This window comes from Pseudomonas sp. 102515, assembly GCF_031085165.1.
GTDB lineage: Bacteria > Pseudomonadota > Gammaproteobacteria > Pseudomonadales > Pseudomonadaceae > Chryseomonas.
Genome location: NZ_JAVHTY010000003.1, coordinates 206,280 through 227,430, shown reverse-complemented (window position 1 = coordinate 227,430; position 21,151 = coordinate 206,280). Strand labels below are relative to the sequence as shown.

Sequence of the window (21,151 nt, the reverse complement as noted above, 5' to 3'; positions counted from 1 at the left end):
CAGGGCGGCCTTTTCTTTTGCCCGTCAGGCCGGATCCAGCTCCGGATAATGGCGGAAGATGCCGTTCTCGCTGAAGGGCAGGCGGCGGGGCGAGGCCAGGTAGGCGGCGATGTTGGGTAGCGCGGCTACCCGCTCGGCCACGGCCAGCACCCGCGGTATCTCGGGCGCCAGGCGCCGCATGGCGTTCGGGAAGGCATAGGTCAGGCCGGCCACCACCTGGAACAGCGACAGGTCGACATAGGAGCGACGCTCGCCCACCAGCCAGGTATCACCAGCTGGGTTGTAACCCAGCACTCGCTCGAAGTAGCTCAGATAGGTACGGATCCGTTCCCCGGCAAAGGCCTTGGCCCGGCGCCGGGCTTCGTCCTGTTGCTCTTCGTAGGTCAGGGAGATGGCCACCGGATGATGGGCGTCGTGGGCCTCGGCGGTGAGGTCGGTGATGGTCAGCTGCAGGCCGTGGACCCAGAAGCGGGATTCTTCATCGGCCGGTACCAGGTCCAGCCGTGGCCCGAGGAACTGGAGGATGTTGGCGACATGGGAGACGACCTCGTCGCCGGCCTTGATAAAGGGCGGGGCGAAGGGCGGGCGGCCGGTCTTCTGGCCCTGCAGGTAGTCCTGCAGGGTGGGTACGCCCAGACCTTCGTCCTCCGGGGCGTTGCCGACATCGAGATAGTCGGCGCCAGCCTCTTCGAGCGCCAGGCGGACGAATTCGCCGCGGCCCTGGATACTGGGCCAGTAGTGCAGTTCATAACGCATGGAAACCTCCGTCGTCTGCTGGGAATACGGGTCCAGGAAAGCTGACCCCCGGCCCGCTGCGGAGGTTTGCCCACCACGCGGCTTTCACGACGAAGCGCACAACCAATTCCCGTCGCTGAGACTCCTATCAACCAGCGGCTCGCGATAAGGACGGTGGGATGACAGGCAACAGCAGGCGGACGGTTCCATGCGCATAGGCATTCTTACCCATGTGAAACACCCGGTACGCCAGCCCTTCGCCGGCGGTCTCGAAGCCTTCACCTACGACATCACCCTGCAGCTGCGCGAACGTGGCCACGCGGTGACGCTGTTCGCCAGTTCGGCCTCGGCGCCGGAGCTGGAGGTGGTGCCCATCCTCGACGACGGCAACTACGGCGCGGATGGCTGCCGGCGCAAGCGCAACGTGCTCAGCTCCGAGTACCTCGACGAGCACCACGGCTATCTCGACTGCATGCAGCGCATCGATGGCCATGGCTTCGACGTCATCTTCAACAACGCCCTGCACTATGTGCCGGTGACCATGTCCGGGCTGATCCGCACGCCCATGCTCACGGTGCTGCACACCCCGCCGTTCTTCGAACTGATCAACGCCATCGGCGAATTGCACAAACGCGGTGGCGGCCATTACTGCACCGTCTCCCAGGCCAATGCCGACAACTGGGCGCACCTCGCGCCGGCCTGCCACGTGATTCCCAATGGCATCGACCTCGACGCCTGGCGCCCACGCGATACGCCGATCGGCGACCACGCCCTCTGGTTCGGCCGCCTGGTGCCGGACAAGGGGCCGCACCTGGCGCTGGATGCCGCGCGCGAGGCCGGCGTGCCGCTGCGCCTGGCCGGCCAGGCCACCGACGAGCGCTATTTCCGCCAAGAGATCGAGCCGCGCCTGGGTGACCGGGCCGTCTACCTCGGTCACCTGGACCGTACCGCCCTGGCGACGGAAGTCGCCCAGGCCCGCGCCTGCCTGGTCACGCCCTGCTGGAACGAACCCTTCGGCCTGATCGTCGCCGAGGCCCTGGCCTGTGGCACACCGGTCGCCGCCTTTGCCCGCGGCGCCCTACCGGAACTCCTCACCGCCGAGACCGGCGCCCTGGCCCCGCCGGGCGACGTCCCGGCCCTGGCGGCGGCCCTGCGCGAAGCCCTGTCGCTGTCTCGCGACGCCTGCCGGGCGCGGGCCGAGGCGCAGTGGAGCCTCGGGCTGATGATCGACCGCTACGAGCGCCTGCTCGCCGATGTCGCTGCCGGCCGGGTGGCCCGTGGCTAGACCGCCCTTGACTGAGCTGAACATCGGTTACTACGCCCACCATCATGGCGCCGGACATGTGACCCGCGCCCTGGCCATCGCCGCGGCCTTCGACGGCTCCCTGACCCTGTTCGGCAGTCGCCTGCCCGAGCAGGTGGCGCTGCCCAACGTCCGGCTCTGCCCGCTGCCGCCCGACGTGGCCCCTGGTGTCGAGGGCGAAGCCTTCACCTGCCTGCACTATGCGCCGCTGGGCGTGGCAGGACTGCGTGAGCGCATGGGCCTGCTGGTGGACTGGTTCCGCCGCGCCTGGCCCTGCCTGCTGGTGGTCGACGTCTCGGTGGAGGTGGCGCTGCTGGCCCGGCTGTGCGGCGTGCCGACGATCTACCTGCGCCAGCGCGGCAGCCGCTTCGATGCCGCTCACGAACTGGCCTATGCCAGTGCCAGTCGCCTGCTCGCGCCCTATCGTGAATGCCTGGAAGAGCCTGGTACCCCGGCCCCCTGGCGGGCCAAGACCTGCTATGCCGGCAGCCTGTCGCGCTATGCCGGGCAACGGCACGGCAGCCTGCGTGAGCTCGGCACGGTCACCGTCATCGCCGGCCATGGTGGCACCGCCTTCGGTCGCGCGCGACTGGTCGCGGCGGCCCGGGCCTGTCCTGACTGGCACTGGACGGTGCTGGGTCCGGTGCTGGACGACGCCGCCGCGGCGCCGTCCAATCTGAGTTTTCTGGGCAATGTGGCCGATCCCGCACCCTGGCTGATCCGCGCCGAACTGGTGATCGGCTCGGCGGGCGACAGCCTGGTGGCGGAGCTGGCCGACTTGCGCTGCCGCTTCCTCTGCCTGCCGGACGCCCGGCCCTTCGACGAGCAACTGTCCACCGGGCGCCTACTGGCCGCGCAGAGCCTGGCGATCACCTGCGAAACCTGGCCTGGCGACGCTGACTGGCCAGGGCTGCTGGCCAGGGCGCGCGAGCTCGATCCCGAGCGCTGGGCAGCGGTAAGCGATGGCGAGGGCGCCCGACGCGCCGCGGCCTGTATTCGACAGGTCGCCCGCGAGGTGCTGGCATGATCGTCCTGACCCTGGTGCATGGTCGCGAGCGGCAACTGGCCAATCTCATCCGCGGGCTGGAATTGGCACCGACGCCTCCGGTTGCCCTGGTGGTGGTGCAGATGAACGAGCCGCCGCGCGTGCTGCACAGCCCCCGCTTTCCGATCCAGGTGCTTGGCGTGGAAGGCGACGGCATCCTGCCCCTGGCCGCCGCGCGCAACGCCGCCGTAGCCGCCGCCCCAGGCGAGGCGCTGGTGTTTCTCGACGTGGACTGCATCCCCGCACCTGACTTGCTCGACGCCTATCGCCAGGCGCTGACAGTGCGCCCCGAGGCGCTGCACCAGGGGTTCGTCCACTACCTGCCGGCCGGCATCGCGGAAGGCGACTGGACACCGGACGAGCTGCTCGCCACTGGCGTCGTCCATCCCCTGCACCGGGATCGTCCGCGTGGCGAGGCGATCCCCCATCCACTGTTCTGGTCGCTGAATTTCGCCTGCACCCGCGCCACCTTCAGCCGCATCGGCGGTTTCGACGAGCGCTATCGCGGCTATGGCGGCGAGGACACCGACTTCGCCTTCCGTGCCCGCGAAGCCGAGGTGCCCGTCTATCAGGCCGAGGCGCGCGCCTTCCACCAATACCACCCCACCTATCATCCGCCACTCAATCATTTCTCCAGCATCCTGGAGAACGCCCGGCGCTTCCAGGCACGCTGGGGACTCTGGCCCATGGAGGGCTGGCTACGCGAATTCGCCGCCGCCGGCTATATCGACTTCGAGGAAAGCCGCGGAATAGAGGAAATCCGAGCACCCACGGCCGCCGAAATCGCCGCCTGCCGGGACGCTTCCGATTCCGGCTTCTGACACCTGGGCGCAACGAACCCAGCCGCTGCCACTCTGAAGGTAGGGCTGGTCTGAAAAGCCGCCGGGCGCAGGCCCTTGCGGACAGCCCGCAGAAATCCTTTCCGGGGAGCGTTCGTCAGGAGCCTTTTATGTCCTTGTTTGCCTTCAGCCTGCGCGGCGTTGCGCCGTTCACCCTCATCAAGCGTGCCGTCCAGGAGTTCGTTGCCGACGACATGCCCACCTATGCGGCAGCCCTGGCCTACCAGATGCTGTTTTCGCTGTTTCCCTTCCTGCTGTTCCTGATCGCCCTGATCGGCTTCCTGCACCTGCCGGATTTCTTCACCTTCCTGCGCGAACAGGCCGCCTATCTGCTGCCGCCCACCGCGCTGGATACGGTCAATCCCATCATCGACCAGCTGCAGACCCAGCAGGGCGGCCTGTTGTCCTTCAGTATCATCATCGCGCTGTGGTCCGCCTCGGGCGGCTTCCGTTCGCTGATGACCGCGATGAACAGTGCCTACGACGTGGTGGAAAGCCGCCCGGCCTGGAAGCGCATCCCGCTGTCGGTGCTGCACACCATAGGTCTCGCCGGGCTGCTGCTCAGCGCCGCCGCCCTCATGGTACTGGGTCCCCAGGTGATGAACTGGCTGGCCGCCTATGTGGGTCTGGAAGACTACATGGTGACCCTCTGGGCGCTGATCCGCTGGCCGCTGGCGGTGTTCCTGCTGATGATCGCCGTGGCAGCGCTCTACTACGTCACTCCGGACGTCAAGCAGAGTTTCCGCTTCATCACGCCCGGCTCGATGCTGGCGGTGGTGGTCTGGATCCTGGCATCGCTGGGCTTCGGCTACTACGTGCAGAATTTCGCCAACTACAACGCCACCTACGGCAGCATCGGCGCCATCATCGTGCTACTGCTGTACTTCTATCTGTCTTCCGCGGTGCTGCTGTTCGGCGCGGAGATCAATGCGGTGATCGAGCACCACAGCGATGACGGCAAGGAAAAGGGCGAGAAGACCCCGGGCGATGGCGGGGTGGAAGGCGACGAAGAGATCCAGGCGGTCCAGGCGGAAGAAGAGGGCGTGCTGGGCGAGGCGCGGGTGGTTAAGCGCTAGCAGGAACAGCTGTTTTCACGTGCGCCGATCGCGGCCCTGGATCGTAGGTTGGGCCGAGACGGCTTCACCGTCGCAGCCCAACCTGGCCAGCCCCTCGAAACGAGACCTGTTGGGCTTCACTGCGCTCGACCCAACCTACGGCGACCCGTGGCCACGACAAGGGGCAGTCGGCAGGGTGGACGACGGCTTCAGCCTTATCCACCGCTCACCCCTCGTCGACCCTGTGGAAAACCTTGCAAGGCCTCCATCCGAGGAAGGACGAAAGAGGCCTTACTTCGCCTTGCCCTGATTGGCCACCGCGGCCATCTTGGCGGCGACCTCATCCGGGTCGGCCAGGTAGTAGTGCTTGGTGGGCTTGAGGTCCTCGTCGAACTCGTACACCAGCGGCACACCGTTGGGGATGTTGAGGCTGACGATGTCGCTGTCGGAGATGTTGTCCAGGTACTTGATCAGGGCGCGCATGGAGTTGCCATGGGCGACCACCAGCACACGCTGGCCGCTGCGAATGGCCGGGGCCAGGACTTCGTTCCAGTAGGGCAGCACGCGCTCGACGCAATCCTTGAGGCACTCGGTGCGTGGCACCTGGTCCAGCGACAGACCGGCATAGCGCGGATCGGCGGCCAGGGCCTTTTGCTCCTCGACGCTCTGCTCGGGCGGTGGCACGTCGTAGCTGCGGCGCCAGACCAGCACCTGCTCTTCACCGTACTTGGCGGCGGTCTCGGACTTGTTGAGGCCGGTCAGGCCACCGTAGTGACGCTCGTTGAGGCGCCAGTCGCTCACCACCGGCAGCCACATCTGGTCCATGCCTTCCTGCACGTGCCAGAGGGTCCGCACGGCGCGCTTGAGCACCGACACGTGGGCCACGTCGAAGAGGAAGCCGGCGTCCTTGAGCGCCTGGCCGCCTTCGTGGGCCTCGCGGATCCCCTGTTCGGTCAGATCCACATCCGCCCAGCCACTGAAGCGGTTTTCCAGGTTCCACGCCGACTGGCCATGGCGGATGAATACGACTTGCGACATGCGACCTCCATCTTGGGATTCATTGTTTGGCTCACGCCTACGCGAAGCTGTGCCAAACATACCGCAGATGGAGGCGGCCGGCATCGGCATCACGGAAACCGTGATGCGTCCGGCACTCGTGTGGCGCTTCAGGCCACCAGGGCGCGGCGGGTACGGGCGATGACCCGCTCCAGCCCGTCGGCAGCGTTGTACTGCTCGGGATAGAGGCGCTCGCTGCGACAGGCGACACCGCGCTCGTCGAGCACGGTAAAGCTAAAGCCGCCCTTGCGCGAAGCCGGGGTGGTGATGCATTGGAACGGCGCGAAGGCCGCCTGGAGGTGTTGCATGGCCGCGATGGCCTGGTTTTGAATGTTCATCTGACTATCCTTGGGATCCACGCTCAGTCGGCGCGGTGAAATAACTCCAGCAACCTCGTACCCATGACGGCCGACGGCTGAATCTCTGGCTGGAGGAAGGCAGCGTGTGGGCAAGATGCCCAGGCATGCAGGTAAGTACTTGGGAAGGCAGGCAACCGGCCGGGCGCGAGATTCAGAGGCCAGGGCGGCAGATCCTGAGCAATCGAGGGATCGATTCGATCCGGATGACGCTTATTTCGCGCTGCTACAACGAGCGGAAAGGCGTCCAGCGATTGGGGTCAGCTTGGTACTAACCCGATCAAGCTAGCAGGATCGATGCCAACCGCGCAAGCCCGTCGGTCGGCGACGGGCTTGATGGTCACTAGCGCTCGACGAGCTGCATCCAGGCGGCGGGATAGCGCGTACCGGCCACTTGCTCCGGGGTGAACAGTCGATCCAGTTCGACGCCCTCGTCTGCGCTCAATTGCACCTCGAGCGCGGCGAGATTCTCCAGCAGATAACCGCGCCGCCGGGTCCCCGGGATGGGCACGATGTCCTCGCCCTGGGCCAGCACCCAGGCCAGGGCCAACTGGCCAGGCGTGACGCCCTTGGCGCTGGCCAGGGCGCGTACCCGTTCCACCAGTTCCAGGTTGCGCTGGAAGTTGTCGCCCTGGAAGCGCGGACTCAGGCGGCGATAGTCATCCGCGGCGAAGTCCTCCGGCGATTTCAGGGCGCCGGTGAGAAAGCCGCGGCCGAGCGGGCTGTAGGCCACCAGGGCGATTCCCCGTTCGCGGCAGGTGGCGAGCACCCCGTGTTGCTGCGGATCGCGCGACCACAGCGAGAATTCGCTCTGCAGGGCAGCGATGGGATGGATCCGGTGAGCACGTCTCAGGGTCTCGCTGGAGGCCTCGCTCAGCCCCAGGTACCGCACCTTGCCGGCCTGCACCAGCTCGGCCATGGCGCCCACGGTCTCCTCGATCGGCACCTCGGGATCGACCCGATGCTGGTAATAGAGATCGAGATGCTCGACGCCCAGTCGGCGCAGGCTGCCTTCCACCGCCTGACGCACGTATTCGGGCCGGCCATTCACACCGCGGGCGGTAGGATCGGCACTGCGCACCAGGCCGAACTTGCTGGCCAGGAACACTTGCTCGCGGCGTCCGCGCAGGGCCCGGCCCAGCAATTCCTCATTGCGGTGGGGACCATAGGCATCGGCGGTATCCAGCAGGGTCACGCCGCGTTCCAAGGCCAGGTCCAGGGTGGCCAGGGCCTCGGTCTCGTCGGTGGCGCCATAGAACTCGCTCATCCCCATGCAGCCCAGCCCCAGGGCGGACACCCGTGGGCCGTTACGGCCCAGTCGTCGTTGCAGCATGACGTTCGCTCCTCTCGTGAAAGATGGGATCAGTCTCGCTATTGAGCCAGGCTGAACAAAGCTGCTATCACGACAGGCAGTATTCGACAGGAATGAATGATCTTGGATCGATTGGCAGCCATGCGCGGCTTCGTGCGTATCGTCGAGCGTCGCTCCTTCAGCCGGGCGGCCGCCGATCTTGGCCTGTCGCCAGCGATGGCGACGCTGCTGGTGCAGCAGCTGGAAGCCCACCTGGGGGTGACGTTGCTGCACCGGACCACTCGCCGCGTCAGCCCGACCCTGGATGGCACCGCCTACTACGAGCGCTGCGTCAGCTGGCTGGCCGAGCTGGACGATATCGAGGGGGCCTTCAGCCAGCGGCGGCGCCAGCCGCGCGGTCGGCTGCGGGTGGATCTGCCGGGGTCCCTTGGGCGCGCCCTGGTGATTCCGGCGCTGCCGGACTTCTGTCAGCGCTATCCCGGCCTGGAGCTGGTGATCAGCGCCGATGACCGGCCGGTGGACGTCATCGGCGAAGGTATCGACTGCGTGCTGCGCAGCGGGCCACTGCTCGACGAAGGCCTGGCCACCCAGCCCCTGGGCGAGCTGGTACAGGTGACCTGTGCCAGTCCGAGCTATCTGGCCCGCCAGGGCCAGCCGGACAACCTCGCGGAACTCGCCCATCACCAGTTGGTACGGTACCGCTCCCAGCGCAGCGGCCGTCGGCTGCCCTTCGAATTTCTCTGCGAGGGTGAGCTGCAGTGCCTGGATCAACCCGCACGGCTGACCCTCAGCGGGGCCGACGTCTATGTCGGTGCCGCCCTGGCTGGGCTGGGCCTGATCCAGGCGCCGCGCTATCACGTGGCAGCAGACCTGGCCGCCGGCCGGCTGTGCGAAGTCCTGCCCGGCCTGCCACCGCCGGGCTTGCCGCTGGCGGCGATCTACCCCCCGGCCAGCCAGACCTCACCGCGGGTACGCGCCTGGGTCGAGTGGCTGGTGGAGGTGTTCGCCGCGGTCGATCCGGCTTGGCTGCGCCGCTGACGCGACCGCTATTTACCCGTCTCAGGCGTCTCAGGCTGACCGTGACCGAAGGCCTGGCCCAGGTCATCACCGGACGTGGTGCGATTGTCATCGGTGCGCCACCTGGCGACGTCGGTGGCGCTGACCGACGCAGCGGCATTGCCCCAGCTGGCGCGGATGAAGCTGACCACGTCGGCCACCTGGGCGTCGTTCAGCCGCCAGCCGAAGGGCGGCATGACGATCGTCGACGGCGCCGTGTGCAGGCCAGGCAGGGTGCCGCCCTTGAGCACGATGTTGATCAGCGAACTGGCGTCGGCCGTGCGCAGCACCGGATTGCCGGCCAGCGCCGGGAACACCCGGTCGTAACCCTGACCATCGGTGCGGTGACAGGCGGCGCAGTTGTCCACATAGACCTGGGCGCCACGGGCGTTGTCGTCGCCGCGCCAGAGCGCCGCGGCGGTGCGTCCGTCGGCCTGGAAGGGCGCGTCGTGCGGGTCCTTGGCCGGCAAGGTCTTGAGGTAGCGGGCGATGGCCTGCAGGTCGGCGTCGCTCAGGTACTGCAGGCTGTGCTGCACCACCTCGGTCATGCCGCCGAACACGGCGCTGTCGGCGGAGCGCCCGGTCTTGAGGAATTGCACCAGCTGCGCTTCGCTCCAGTGGCCCAGGCCGTCCCGCTGATCGCCGCGCAGATTCTTGGCGATCCAGCCTTCCAGGGGCGCGCTGCCGGCCAGGAAGTCCTTGCCGTCGGCGGGGGAGAGCGCCTTTTCCTGCATGGTGATGGCACGCGGGGTATGGCAGGCGCCGCAGTGGCCGAGGCCTTCCACCAGATAGGCGCCGCGAGCCACCACCGGATCCTGGTCCGGCGCGGGCTGGAATTGCACCACCTCGGGCGCGAACAGCTGGCGCCAGATCGCCAGGGGCCAGCGCATGGACAGCGGCCAGGGGATGTCGCTGTCGCGATTGGCCTGGGCCACCGGGGTCACGCCGTGCATGAAGTAGGCATAGAGGGCGCGCATGTCGCCCTCGCTGACCCGGGCATAGGAGGGGTAGGGCATGGCCGGATAGAGGGTATGGCCCTCCTTGGCGATGCCCTGGCGGATGGCGGCGTCGAAGTCGGCGAAGCGGTAGTCGCCGATGCCGGTCTGCCGATCCGGGGTGATGTTGGTGGAATAGAGGGTGCCGATGGGCGTCTGCATGGGCAGGCCGCCGGCGAAGGGCTGGCCGCCCGGCGCCGTGTGGCAGGCCACGCAGTCGCCGGCCCGCGCCAGGTACTCGCCTTTCTTGACCAGCGCCGGGTCGGCGTCTTCCGCGGCCTGGGCCGCCAGCGCCAGGCCACTGCCCAAGAGCAGGATCGCGAGGGTACGAAGGATCATGGGCGCGCCTCTCATGCCTGCACCAGCGGGCCGGGATTCTTCAGGTACTGCTCGCGGATGGCCCGCGCCGACCAGTAGGTCAGGGCCGCCACCAGGCCGGTGGGGTTGTAGCCCAGGCCCTGGGGAAAGGCCGAGGCGCCCGGCACGAAGACGTTGTGCACGTCCCAGCTCTGCAGGTAGCGATTGACCGCGCTGGTCTTGGGGTCGGTGCCCATGATGGCGCCACCGTTCAGGTGAGTGGTCTGGTAGCTGGCGGTGTTGAAGTGACCACCGAAATCCTTGACCGAGACGCTGATGTGCTCGGGATTCATGGCCTCGGCGATCTTCTTCATCTTGGCCGCCATGAAGCGGGTCATGCGGATGTCGTTGTCCTTCCAGTCGAAGGTCATGCGCAGCAGCGGCTGGCCGTAGGCGTCGCGGTAGGTGGGGTCCAGGTCCAGGTAGTTGTCGCGATAGGACTGGTGCGCCCCGTGGGCGTCCATCGACAGCTGGTGGTTGTAGTAGCCGGCCTGGGCCTTTTTCCAGGCGCTGCCCCATTGCGGCGTGCCGGGCGGGTTGGCCGCCCCGGCGATGGGGCGGGTGCCGGCCTGGTTGACCCACATGGGCGAGCCACCGACGAAGCCGTGGGGGCCGTGGTCGAAGTTGTCGGCGTTGAAATCGTCCACCGCCACGCCATTGCCACCGGCGCCGATGAAGGGATTGGTGTGGTGCTGATCCTGGCGGAAGAAGGCCTTGATGGTGGCCATGTTCTGGTAGGCGAAGTTGCGCCCGACCACACCCTCGCCGGTCCTGGGGTCATAGGGCTGGCCGATGCCCGACAGCAGCATCAGGCGCACGTTGTTGAACTGGAAGGCGGCGAGGATGACGATATCGGCCGGCTGCTCCAGCTCCTGGCCCTGGGCGTCCAGGTAGGTCACCCCGGTGGCCCGCTTGCCGGTGCTGTCGAGATTGACCCGGAGCACATGGGCCTGGCTGCGCAATTCGAAGCGCGGCTCCTGCTTGAGCGCCGGCAGGACGTTGAGATTGGGCGAGGCCTTGGAATACATGTAGCAGACGTAGCCGCTGCAGTAGCCGCAGAAGTTGCAGGGACCCATCTGGCACCCGTAGGGGTTGGTGTAGGGTCCCGAGGTGTTGGCCGAGGGCAGGTTGTAGGGGTGATAGCCCACCTCCCGTGCGGCCTTCTCGAACAGCTGCGCCGAGACGGTGTTCTTTTGCGCCGGCAGCGGGAAGTCGCTGGAGCGATCCGGCGCATAGGGATTGCCGCCCTTGCCGTCGCCCACCACCTGGCCCTTGACGCTCCAGGCGGTACCCGAGGTGCCAAAGACCTTTTCCGCGAAGTCGAAGTAGGGCTCCAGCTCGGCGTAGCTGACGCCGAAATCCTGGATGGTCATGCCGTCGGGGATGAATGTCTTGCCGTAGCGCTCTTCATAATGACTGCGCAGGCGCAACTCCACCGGGTCGACGCGGAAGTGCACCCCCGACCAGTGCAGGCCGGCGCCCCCCACCCCATCGCCGGGCAGGAAGACGCCGAGCTGGCGGTTGGGCAGGGCGACGTCGTTGACGCCGTGGCGGATGGTGACGGTTTCCTTGGAGACATCGACGAACAGCTTCTTGCGGATGCTGTAGGTGAGTTCGTCGATCACCTGGGGATAGGAGCCGTCGGGATAGGTGTCGCGGTAGCTGCCACGTTCCAGGGCCACCACGTCCAGGCCGGCCTCGGTCAGTTCCTTGGCCATGATGGCGCCGGTCCAGCCGAAACCGACGATCACTACCTGTTTGCTGGGCAATACCTTGGCCATCAACCGCGCTCCCCACGAATGGAGACCGGCGGCAGCGGATAGCGCTCGTCGCGCTCCACCCAGTCCATGAAGTCGGCGCGGGCACCGGGGAAATTCACCAGCTTCCAGCCGACCAGTTCCTTGTTGCCGCCATGCAGCGGGTCGCAATAGAAGCCTTCCCGGGTGTTCTGCAGCAGCTGGGCGAAGAACAGCTTGGCCGGCACGCCCTCGAGAGCGGCGTCACCGCTTTCCAGGGCCTTGAGGGCCGTGTCCTGCTCGGCGGGTGCCAGCTCGGCGAAGACCTTGCCATGCTGCTGGCGGCTCCAGCGATCCACCGCGGCGATGCCCAGGCGATAGAGGTCCTGGGGTACCAGGCGACTCTGGTAGCCCATCTCCGGTGCGGCATCGGCGGCGAAGGGGCCGTGCATGTACCAGAGGCCGCCACGGGCATAGGAGGTCTGCATCTGCCGATCGATGAATTCCGGCGCACCGGCTTCCAGCGCGCCCGGGCCGAGTTCGTCCGCCGGAATCAGCCGGGCCACCGCGGCCCGCACGAAGGCCCATTCCTCGGCGGTAAAGAACACCGGCTGATAGTGGTCGGCGCGCGGACTGCTGCCCGGCTTGTTGTCCGGGGAGGGCGTGGCGAGGGCCAGGCCCGAGGGGGCACCGCCCGCCAGGGCGACCACGGGAATCAGGCTCAGGGACTTGCGCAGGAAGTCGCGGCGGGCCGGGACGGGATCGTCTGCGGACATGGTCAGGGTCTCATCAGGTGCCCGACGTGAAACCGCAGGGCTTATGGTTAGCTAGCTAATCTGTTGGAATATTACCAACATCTGCTGGTCGCGGTTACATTTTGTCGCAGGTGTGGAGGCTTGGCGGCCTGGCAAGTTCCCACTGTTGCAGCATCGGCATGGAAAAGCGCCCAGGCCGCGCCCTTGGGCGGTCCCTGACACCCAAGCGGGCCGGCGGCAGGCGCCGGGCCGAGGGGTCTTTTGGTTGTGTCCAGGTTTTGTGGCCAGACAGAAGAGGGCGCGGCGGCTAGCCCAGGCCTGGAGTTACCTAAGGTTCCACCCGGGCAAGCACCATAAGAGTGCAAGTTGCACAAGGTGATACCTAACGAAGCAAGCCAAAGGGCATCCGTATCCAAAAGAAATCGCTTTTTACATCAGTTGGTTAGCGCGATAGCTCGATGGAACGCCGCTTTTTCGCCGCTTTCCGCGAGGTGATGCACCCTTTGTGTTCATTTTGTGCCAATTTCAGCCCGGGTGGCGCGCAAGTTGCACTTGGCAGGCTTTCCGTTGTCAGGTAACACCTTATGTCCAACGTCGAATGCAACCTCTCTCCGGCGCTCAAACCGCGCCATGTGACCATGTTGTCCATCGCCGGGGTGATCGGTGCCGGTCTGTTCGTCGGCTCCGGTCATGCCATCGCCGCGGCCGGCCCGGCCGTACTGCTGGCCTATGCCCTGGCCGGTACCCTGGTGGTGCTGGTCATGCGCATGCTGGGTGAAATGGCCGTCGCCTCGCCCGATACCGGTTCCTTCTCTTCTTATGCGCAGCAGGGCATCGGCCGCTGGGCCGGCTTCACCATCGGCTGGCTGTACTGGTGGTTCTGGGTGCTGGTGATTCCGCTGGAGGCGGTAGCTGCCGCAGCCATCCTCAATGCCTGGTTCCCGGCGATCGCCACCTGGCAGTTCGCCCTGATCATCACCGGCATCCTGACGGTGACCAACCTGTTCAGCGTCGCCAAGTACGGCGAGTTCGAATTCTGGTTCGCCCTGCTCAAGGTCATCGCCATCGTCGCCTTCATCGCCCTGGGCGCGGCGGCCCTGGTCGGGGCCCTGCCGGGTCGCGAAGTCAGTGGCCTGAGCAACCTGATGGCCCATACCGGCGGCTTCATGCCCAATGGCTTCGGCGCGGTGCTGGGCGCCCTGCTGACCACCATGTTCAGCTTCATGGGTACCGAGATCGTCACCATCGCCGCCGCCGAGTCCAAGGATCCGTCGCGGCAGATCAGCAGGGCCACCAACTCGGTGATCTGGCGGATCGCGCTGTTCTATCTGGTCTCCATCTTCCTGGTGGTGTCCATGGTGCCCTGGAACGACGCCCAGCTGCCGCTGGTGGGTTCCTATCAGCGCGCCCTGGAGGTCCTGTCGATCCCCAACGCCAAGCTGATCGTCGACTGCGTGGTGCTGGTCGCCGTGGCCAGCTGCCTGAACTCGGCGCTCTACACCGCGTCGCGCATGCTCTATTCCCTGGCTCGCCGTGGCGATGCCCCGGCCAAGATGGGTCGGGCCTCCAGCAGCGGCGTGCCGCGCGCTGCCGTGCTGGCCAGTACCACCGTGGGCTTCCTCACCACCATCGCCAACTACACCATGCCCGAGGCGGTGTTCAGCTTCCTGCTGTCCACCTCCGGCGCCGTGGCCCTGCTGGTCTATCTGGTGATCGCCGTGACCCAGTTGCGCCTGAGACGCAAGCTGATGGCCCGCGGCGAGCACCTGGAATTCCGCATGTGGCTGTTCCCCTGGCTGACCTGGGCGGTGATCGTCTTCATCGTCGGCGCCCTGACCGTGATGCTGTTCAGCGAAGCGCATCGCTTCGAGATCCTGGCGACCGGTCTGCTGGCCCTAGTGGTCGTGGCCATCGGCACCTGGGTCGGCCGTCGCCAGCCCGCCACGCCGAGCCTGGCTGCCGCCGCACGTTGATCGCGAGAGGCTTCCGACGTCGATGGACGTCGGGAGCGCTCTTTTCTGGAGCACGGAGGTGTTTCCAGGCTGGACAGCTGGAGCGGTAACAGGTAGAACAGCACTCCTGTTTCTTGGCCTTCGGGCCAACTGTATAGCTCAAATTCTCGCGATGTTCCCTCTGGTAACCAAGTTTTGCACTGCAGTGGTGCAATACGTTACAGAATGACCCAAATTGCAGCAGTACAGTTGCAATTGTGTGCCGGGTGATCCGCGAACCTTTCCCTGGACTGTTACTGGTGGTAGCACTCGCCTGGCGAGACAATGGCGCCATTCGATGACCAGTACCCGTCACAAGCGGGAAGGAAAGCCACCATGGAACGCACCTTCAGTTCCTCGCTGTACAACGCCAAGCCCAGCAACCGTGTGCCCGCTGCCCTGCGCGTTATCTCCACCCTGTCCACTTGGCAGCGCCGCATCGCCAGCCGCAACGAACTGGCCCGCCTGGACGCCCGTATGCTGGCCGACGCCGGTATCACGGAGGCCCAGCGCTACCAGGAAATGCACAAGCCGTTCTGGCGCTAAGCCCGGCAGCTGCACCCTTTCCTCAAACCCCGCTTCGGCGGGGTTTGTCTTGTCTGCAGGCCGCACTGCAGACAGCAAAAAGCCCCGGTATGCCGGGGCTTTCTGTTACCGCCAGGAAACGACGGTTACTGCGTGTTGTTCTGGTTGCGGGCGTCGACCTTGTTGGGCTTGTCGCTCTTGAAGGGCACCTCGGCAGCGCCGTCGGCACCCCCTTTGACGGTGGTCTTGCCCGGCACCTCGGTGGTGGCGGAGCCGTCGACGGCCGTGGCGCTCTTGGAGGGATCGGCCGCGAAGACACCCGTGGCCATCGACAGCATCACAGCAGCGGTAGAGGTGATCAGCAGCTTTTTCATGAGTTCGGCCTCGTCGAAATGAACCTGTGAATCCGATGGGGCCCGCACCGGGAGGGCGGCGGGCATCAGCTGCAGACGGACAGGTCCACAGCGCACGTCTCAGTTGACTGCCGCCTGGAATGTCGGGTTCCAGGGCATTTGTGAACATTTGTGGGTGAGTGGCCGCTCCGGGAGCGGGCGTTTGCACCTGGCCCTTGGCGTAACGCTTCCCAAGTGGCGTCAGGCACCTGACAATTCGCTAGACGAACCCCCTGCGGCGCGCGTGGTCAGTTCGCAGATCGCGTCCCTTCCACCAACAAGGACAATCATGAGGGCTCTCCGCCTTGCTCGCCTCTGCCAGGTAACGGCTGCTCTGACGCTGGTAACGCTGTTACCGGGCTGCTCCCAGGAGCAACCCCCCACCGAGGAACTGGCACGGGTGGTGGTGGCGCAGCTGAGTCCGATACGGGACAGCCAGCGCATCCCCTTCACCGGAGACATCCAGGCGCGCGTCCAGGCGCCGCTCGGCTTCCGGGTGAGCGGCAAGATCAACGAGCGGCTGGCGGACGTCGGTGATCGCGTGCGCGAGGGCCAGGTGCTGGCCCGGCTCGACCCCCAGGATCTGCGCAACAACCTGGCCGCCGCCCAGGCCCAGGTGGAGGCCCAGGAAGCCCGCACGCGGCTGGCACGCGTCGATTTCGAGCGCCAGGCCGCGCTGCTGCCCAAGGGCTACACCAGTCGCAGCCAGTACGACCAGGCCCAGGCCACCCTCGACGGTGCGCGCAGCGCCCTGCAGACCGCCATGGCCCAGCGCGACGATGCGCGCAAGCAGCTCGGCTACACCGAACTACGCGCCAGCGCCGCCGGGGTGCTGACCGCCCGTCACGCCGAGGCCGGGCAGGTGGTGCAGGCCGGGGCGGCGATCTTCGATCTGGCGGTGAGTGGCGAACTCGACGCCGTCTTCGATCTCTACGAATCCCTGGCCCGCGAACTCAAGGTCGGCCAGACCCTGCCCGTCACCCTGCAGGCGCAACCGGCGATCGCGACCCAGGGCACCCTGCGCGAGATCGCCCCGACGGTGGCCAGCAGCGGCACGGTGCGCATCAAGGTGCAACTCGACCGGCCGCCAGCGCCCATGACCCTGGGCGCGGTGGTCAACGCCCAACTGGAGGGCGTGGCCGAGCAGGGCTTCGCCTTGCCCTGGACGGCGCTGAATGGCACCACCGACCAGCCCGCCGCCTGGCGCCTCAATGACGATGGCCGGGTCAGCCTGCAGCCGCTGCGCATCGAGCGCTACACCCGTGACAGCATCATCGTCAGCGACGGGCTCAAGGCCGGTGATCGCATCGTGGTCGCCGGTGGCCAGGCGCTCAGTCCCGGGCAGAAGGTCGAGCTCGCCGAGCGCTCCGCCTTCAACGAGGTGCGCCCATGAAGCCTCTGCTGCCGCTGTGCCTGCTGCTGGTCCTGGCCGGCTGCTCCGACGACGAGGCCCCGCCGCCGCCGATCCGGCCGGTGGCGACCCTGACCCTCAGTGCGCCGCCGCCCGGGCGTGAGGTCTTCGCCGGCAGCATCCAGGCGCGCTACGAAAGCGTGCTGGGCTTTCGCGTCGGCGGCCGCATGACCCGTCGCCTGCTGGACGTGGGTCAGCCGGTGCGTCGCGGCCAGTTGCTGGCGGCGCTGGACCCCACCGACCAGGACAATGCCTTGCGCAGTCGGCAGGGCCAGAGCGCCGATGCCGAAGCCCAGTGGCGCGATGCGCGCAACGATGCGCGGCGCCAACAGCAGCTGTTCGACCAGGGGGTCGGCTCGCGCTCCCAGCTGGACCAGGCGCTGACCCGGCTGCACACCTTGGAAGCCTCCCGCGAGCAGGCCCAGAGCGCCGAGCGCCAGGCCCGCGACCAGCGCAACTATGCCGAACTCCAGAGTGATTTCGACGGGGTGATCACCGCCTGGCAGGCCGAGGTCGGCCAGGTGGTGTCCGCCGGTCAGCCGGTGGTGCGGGTCGCCCGGCCGGATGTTCGCGAGGCGGTCCTGGATCTGCCGGCTCAGGCCATCGGCCAGCTGACCCCGGGGCGCGTCCTGACCGTGCGCATGGCCCTGGATCCCGAGGTGGCGGTGACGGGGCGGGTGCGCGAGATCGAGCCCCAGGCCGATGCCACCACCCGTACCCGGCGGGTGCGCCTGACCCTGAGCGATCCGCCGGACGCCTTGCGTATCGGCACCCTGGTGCAGGGCGAGCTGGCGTCGCCACCGGCCGCGGGCCTGCCGCTCCCGACCCAGGCGCTGCGGCGCCAGGACGGCCAGGCCTCGGTCTGGGTGGTGGAAGGCCAGGGCGAGCAGGCTCAGGTGCGCCGGCGTCCGGTCGAGGTGCTGCGCGAGGCCGCTGGCCTGGCGTGGATCGGCAAGGGCCTGAAGGCGGGTGAGCGGGTGGTGACGGCAGGGGTGAACAGTCTCGAGGAGGGACAGCGGGTGAAGGATCAGGAGGGCGCTCGGCCATGAAAGGCTTCAATCTGTCGGACTGGGCGCTGCGCCACCAATCCTTCGTCTGGTACCTGATGTTCGTCGCCCTGCTGATGGGCGTCTTCTCCTACATGAAGCTGGGACGCGAGGAAGATCCGTCCTTCGCCATCAAGACCATGGTCATCCAGACCCGCTGGCCGGGGGCGACCACCGAGGAGACCCTGCGCCAGGTCACCGAGCGGGTGGAAAAGAAGCTCGAAGAACTGGATTCCCTCGACTACACCAAGAGCTTTACCCGGCCGGGGCAGTCCACGGTGTTCGTCTATCTGCGTGACACCACACCGGCCAAGGCGATTCCCGACATCTGGTACCAGGTGCGCAAGAAGGTCTCGGACATCCAGGGCGAATTCCCTCAAGGCATCCAGGGACCGGCCTTCAACGACGAATTCGGCGACGTCTTCGGCAGCATCTATGCCTTCACCGGCGACGGCTTCAGCATGCGCCAGCTGCGCGACCAGGTGGAGCAGGTACGCCGCGAGATCCGCAGCGTGCCGGGCATCGGCAAGGTGCAGCTGATCGGCGCGGAGAACGAGGTCATCTACCTGGACTTCTCCACCCGCAAGTTGGCGGCCCTGGGCATCGACCAGCGCCAGGTGATGCAGAGTCTGCAACAGCAGAATGCGGTAGCCCCCTCGGGCACCATCGAATCCGGCGCCGAGCGCATCAGCGTGCGCACCAGCGGCGAATTCCGCTCCACCGCCGATCTGGCCGCGGTCAATCTGCGCATCGACGACCGCTTCTATCGGCTCACCGACCTGGCCGACATCCGCAGTGGCTACGCCGATCCGCCCAGTTCGCTGTTTCGCTACAACGGCCAGCCGGCCATCGGCCTGGCCATCGCCATGAGCAGCGGCGGCAACATCCAGACCTTTGGCGCCGCCCTGACCGAGAAGATGCAGGAACTGACCGGGGCCCTGCCGGTGGGCATCGGCGTACACGTGGTCTCCAACCAGGCCCAGGTGGTGGAAAAGGCCGTCGGCGGCTTTACCCGGGCGCTGTTCGAGGCGGTCATCATCGTGCTGGTGGTGAGCTTCATCAGCCTCGGCGTGCGCGCCGGCCTGGTGGTGGCGCTGTCGATCCCCCTGACCCTGGCGCTGGTGTTCGTCTTCATGGAATACAGCGGCATCACCATGCAGCGGATCTCCCTGGGCGCCCTGATCATCGCCCTGGGCCTGCTGGTGGACGACGCCATGATCACCGTGGAGATGATGGTGACCAAGCGCGAGGAGGGCGAGTCGCTGCACCGCTCGGCGACCTTCGCCTACGAGTCGACCGCCTTTCCCATGCTCACCGGCACCCTGGTGACGGTGGCCGGCTTCGTGCCCATCGGCCTCAATTCCAGCAGCGCCGGCCAGTACACCTTCACCCTGTTCGCGGTGATCGCCGTGGCCCTGCTGCTGTCCTGGATCGTCGCGGTGTTCTTTTCGCCGGTGATCGGCGTGCACATCCTGCCGAAACAGGTGAAGAAGCACGATCACGACCAGCCCGGGCGCCTGGCACGCTGGTCCGACGGCCTCTTGCTGGGCGCCATGCGCCATCGCTGGCTGACCATCGTCCTCACCGTGCTGCTGTTCGCCGCGGCGCTGTTCGCCATGAAGTTCGTGCAGAACCAGTTCTTCCCGTCCTCGGACCGGCCCGAATTGCTGATCGACTTCAACCTGCCGCAGAACGCCTCCCTCGACGCCACCCGCGCGCAGATGGACAGATTCGAGAAGACCCTGGCCGACGATCCGGACGTGGCCCACTGGAGTTCCTATGTCGGCCAGGGTGCGGTGCGCTTCTATCTGCCGCTGGACCAGCAGCTGGAGAATCCCTTCTACGGCCAGGTGATCCTGGTGGCCAAGGACCTCGAGGCGCGCAATCGCCTCTTGCCCAAGCTCAAGCAGCGGCTACGCCAGGACTTCGTCGGCCTGTCCGGCTACGTCCAGCCCCTGGAGATGGGTCCGCCAGTGGGCCGGCCGATCCAGTACCGCATCAGTGGTCCGGACGTCGCCGAGGTGCGTCGCCAGGCGCTGGCGCTGGCCAGCGTGCTGGGCAGGAGTCCGCAACTGGGGGACTTCCTCTACGACTGGAACGAGCCGGCGCGGATGCTCAAGGTCGAGGTCAACCAGGACAAGGCGCGGCAGCTGGGCTTCTCGTCCCAGGACGTGGCGCAGATCCTCAATGGCGTGGTGACCGGTACCCCGGTGACCCAGGTACGCGACGACATCTACCTGGTCAACGTGGTGGCCCGGGCCAGCGAGGCCGAGCGGCGCTCGGTGGAGACCCTGGAGAATCTGCAGATCATGACGCCCCAGGGCGTCGCGGTGCCGCTCAAGGCCTTCGCCCGCATCGACTACGCCCTGGAGCAGCCGCTGGTGTGGCGCCGCGACCGCTTGCCCACCATCACCCTCAAGGCCTCGATCCTCAGCGAGACCCAGGCGCCGGATCTGGTCAAGCAGCTGCAGCCGGAGGTGGATGCCTTCATCGCCAAGCTGCCGCCGCGCTACCAGGTGGCGGTGGGCGGCACGGTGGAGGAGAGTAGCAAGGCCCAGGGTCCGATCGCCGAGGTGGTGCCGCTGATGCTGTTCCTCATGGCCACCTTCCTGATGATCCAGCTGCACAGCATCCGCAAGCTGTTCCTGGTGGCGAGCGTGGCGCCCCTGGGCCTGATCGGTGTGGTACTGGGGCTGATCCCCTTCGGCCAGCCGCTGGGCTTCGTCGCCATCCTCGGGGTGCTGGCGCTGATCGGCATCATCATCCGCAACTCGGTGATCCTGGTGACCCAGATCGATGCCTTCGAGCAGGCCGGTCGTTCGCCCTGGGACGCCGTGGTGGAAGCCACCCGGCACCGCCGCCGGCCGATCCTGCTGACCGCCGCGGCGGCCAGCCTGGGCATGATTCCCATCGCCCGCGAGGTATTCTGGGGCCCCATGGCCTACGCCATGATCGGCGGCATCGTCGCGGCGACCCTGTTGACCCTGCTGTTCCTGCCGGCGCTGTACATCGCCAGCTATCGCATTCGCGAGCCGGGGCGTGAGGGGTGACGAGTGAAAGAGTCGGGCAAAAAAACGGCCCTCTGGCGGAGGTCTCCAGAGGAGACATCTGCCAGAAGGCCGCAAGGAGCTATCCAAGGAGCCACTGCCGGAGGGAAGGATTCGCGCGGTCAGAATGTCGAATCCA

At 66.9% G+C, this 21,151-nt stretch carries 18 protein-coding genes; 10 read left to right on the top strand and 8 right to left on the bottom strand.

The window, feature by feature from the left end:
• Positions 1-24: 24 nt before the first annotated feature.
• A complete protein-coding gene (locus RCF34_RS12370) occupies positions 25-756 on the bottom strand; it encodes a glutathione S-transferase (RefSeq protein ID WP_308708438.1) in 732 nt (243 codons plus the stop codon).
• 187 nt (positions 757-943) lie between these two features.
• Here RCF34_RS12370 and RCF34_RS12365 point away from each other — a divergent pair, with 187 nt between their 5' ends.
• The 4 genes from RCF34_RS12365 to RCF34_RS12350 all read left to right on the top strand — a co-directional run bounded on the left by RCF34_RS12365 (position 944) and on the right by RCF34_RS12350 (position 4,998).
• Positions 944-2,020, top strand: a complete 1,077-nt coding sequence (locus RCF34_RS12365) for a glycosyltransferase (protein WP_308708437.1) — start codon at positions 944-946, stop codon at positions 2,018-2,020.
• A gap of 7 nt (positions 2,021-2,027) precedes the next feature.
• Positions 2,028-3,065 carry a hypothetical protein gene (locus RCF34_RS12360; protein ID WP_308708436.1) on the top strand — a complete coding sequence of 346 codons (1,038 nt, stop codon included), beginning with the start codon at positions 2,028-2,030 and terminating at the stop codon, positions 3,063-3,065.
• Positions 3,062-3,904: a galactosyltransferase-related protein gene (locus RCF34_RS12355; protein ID WP_308708435.1), complete on the top strand. Its 843-nt coding sequence runs from the start codon at positions 3,062-3,064 to the stop codon at positions 3,902-3,904. The genes RCF34_RS12360 and RCF34_RS12355 overlap by 4 nt, the downstream gene beginning before the upstream one ends.
• A gap of 128 nt (positions 3,905-4,032) precedes the next feature.
• Positions 4,033-4,998, top strand: coding sequence for a YihY/virulence factor BrkB family protein (locus tag RCF34_RS12350; protein WP_308708434.1), 966 nt, complete (start codon positions 4,033-4,035; stop codon positions 4,996-4,998).
• Between the two features lie 270 nt (positions 4,999-5,268).
• Here the strand turns inward: RCF34_RS12350 and gpmA are convergent, their stop codons facing one another.
• The 3 genes from gpmA to RCF34_RS12335 all read right to left on the bottom strand — a co-directional run bounded on the left by gpmA (position 5,269) and on the right by RCF34_RS12335 (position 7,722).
• Positions 5,269-6,015 (bottom strand): 2,3-diphosphoglycerate-dependent phosphoglycerate mutase, encoded by a 747-nt coding sequence (gene gpmA, locus RCF34_RS12345; protein ID WP_308708433.1) that lies wholly within the window; start codon positions 6,013-6,015, stop codon positions 5,269-5,271.
• A 128-nt stretch (positions 6,016-6,143) separates the two neighbouring features.
• On the bottom strand, positions 6,144-6,371 hold the full coding sequence (locus RCF34_RS12340; RefSeq protein ID WP_308708432.1) for a hypothetical protein: 228 nt from the start codon (positions 6,369-6,371) through the stop codon (positions 6,144-6,146).
• Positions 6,372-6,732: 361 nt separating this feature from the next.
• On the bottom strand, positions 6,733-7,722 hold the full coding sequence (locus tag RCF34_RS12335) for an aldo/keto reductase (RefSeq protein WP_308708431.1): 990 nt from the start codon (positions 7,720-7,722) through the stop codon (positions 6,733-6,735).
• A gap of 102 nt (positions 7,723-7,824) precedes the next feature.
• Between RCF34_RS12335 and RCF34_RS12330 the strand changes: the two genes are divergently transcribed.
• Complete coding sequence (locus tag RCF34_RS12330; RefSeq protein ID WP_308708430.1) at positions 7,825-8,739, top strand: LysR family transcriptional regulator; 915 nt, start codon at positions 7,825-7,827, stop codon at positions 8,737-8,739.
• Between the two features lie 8 nt (positions 8,740-8,747).
• On the opposite strand, the gene RCF34_RS12325 is transcribed toward RCF34_RS12330, so the two are convergent.
• The 3 genes from RCF34_RS12325 to RCF34_RS12315 are packed head-to-tail and all read right to left on the bottom strand — an operon-like array spanning position 8,748 to position 12,621.
• Complete coding sequence (locus RCF34_RS12325; RefSeq protein ID WP_374941181.1) at positions 8,748-10,091, bottom strand: c-type cytochrome; 1,344 nt, start codon at positions 10,089-10,091, stop codon at positions 8,748-8,750.
• An 11-nt stretch (positions 10,092-10,102) separates the two neighbouring features.
• Positions 10,103-11,890, bottom strand: coding sequence for a GMC family oxidoreductase (locus RCF34_RS12320; protein ID WP_308708428.1), 1,788 nt, complete (start codon positions 11,888-11,890; stop codon positions 10,103-10,105).
• Complete coding sequence (locus RCF34_RS12315; protein ID WP_308708427.1) at positions 11,890-12,621, bottom strand: gluconate 2-dehydrogenase subunit 3 family protein; 732 nt, start codon at positions 12,619-12,621, stop codon at positions 11,890-11,892. The genes RCF34_RS12320 and RCF34_RS12315 overlap by 1 nt, the downstream gene beginning before the upstream one ends.
• Positions 12,622-13,184: 563 nt before the next feature.
• Here RCF34_RS12315 and gabP point away from each other — a divergent pair.
• Complete coding sequence (gene gabP, locus RCF34_RS12310; RefSeq protein ID WP_308708426.1) at positions 13,185-14,573, top strand: GABA permease; 1,389 nt, start codon at positions 13,185-13,187, stop codon at positions 14,571-14,573.
• A gap of 354 nt (positions 14,574-14,927) precedes the next feature.
• Positions 14,928-15,137 carry a DUF1127 domain-containing protein gene (locus tag RCF34_RS12305; protein ID WP_007161433.1) on the top strand — a complete coding sequence of 70 codons (210 nt, stop codon included), beginning with the start codon at positions 14,928-14,930 and terminating at the stop codon, positions 15,135-15,137.
• Between the two features lie 125 nt (positions 15,138-15,262).
• Here RCF34_RS12305 and RCF34_RS12300 read toward each other — a convergent pair whose 3' ends face one another.
• Positions 15,263-15,490 carry a hypothetical protein gene (locus RCF34_RS12300; protein WP_308708424.1) on the bottom strand — a complete coding sequence of 76 codons (228 nt, stop codon included), beginning with the start codon at positions 15,488-15,490 and terminating at the stop codon, positions 15,263-15,265.
• Between the two features lie 307 nt (positions 15,491-15,797).
• Here RCF34_RS12300 and RCF34_RS12295 point away from each other — a divergent pair, with 307 nt between their 5' ends.
• The 3 genes from RCF34_RS12295 to RCF34_RS12285 are packed head-to-tail and all read left to right on the top strand — an operon-like array spanning position 15,798 to position 21,015.
• A complete protein-coding gene (locus tag RCF34_RS12295) occupies positions 15,798-16,901 on the top strand; it encodes an efflux RND transporter periplasmic adaptor subunit (protein ID WP_308708423.1) in 1,104 nt (367 codons plus the stop codon).
• Positions 16,898-17,968 carry an efflux RND transporter periplasmic adaptor subunit gene (locus RCF34_RS12290; RefSeq protein WP_308708422.1) on the top strand — a complete coding sequence of 357 codons (1,071 nt, stop codon included), beginning with the start codon at positions 16,898-16,900 and terminating at the stop codon, positions 17,966-17,968. The genes RCF34_RS12295 and RCF34_RS12290 overlap by 4 nt, the downstream gene beginning before the upstream one ends.
• Complete coding sequence (locus tag RCF34_RS12285; protein WP_308708421.1) at positions 17,965-21,015, top strand: efflux RND transporter permease subunit; 3,051 nt, start codon at positions 17,965-17,967, stop codon at positions 21,013-21,015. The genes RCF34_RS12290 and RCF34_RS12285 overlap by 4 nt, the downstream gene beginning before the upstream one ends.
• Positions 21,016-21,151: the final 136 nt, after the last annotated feature.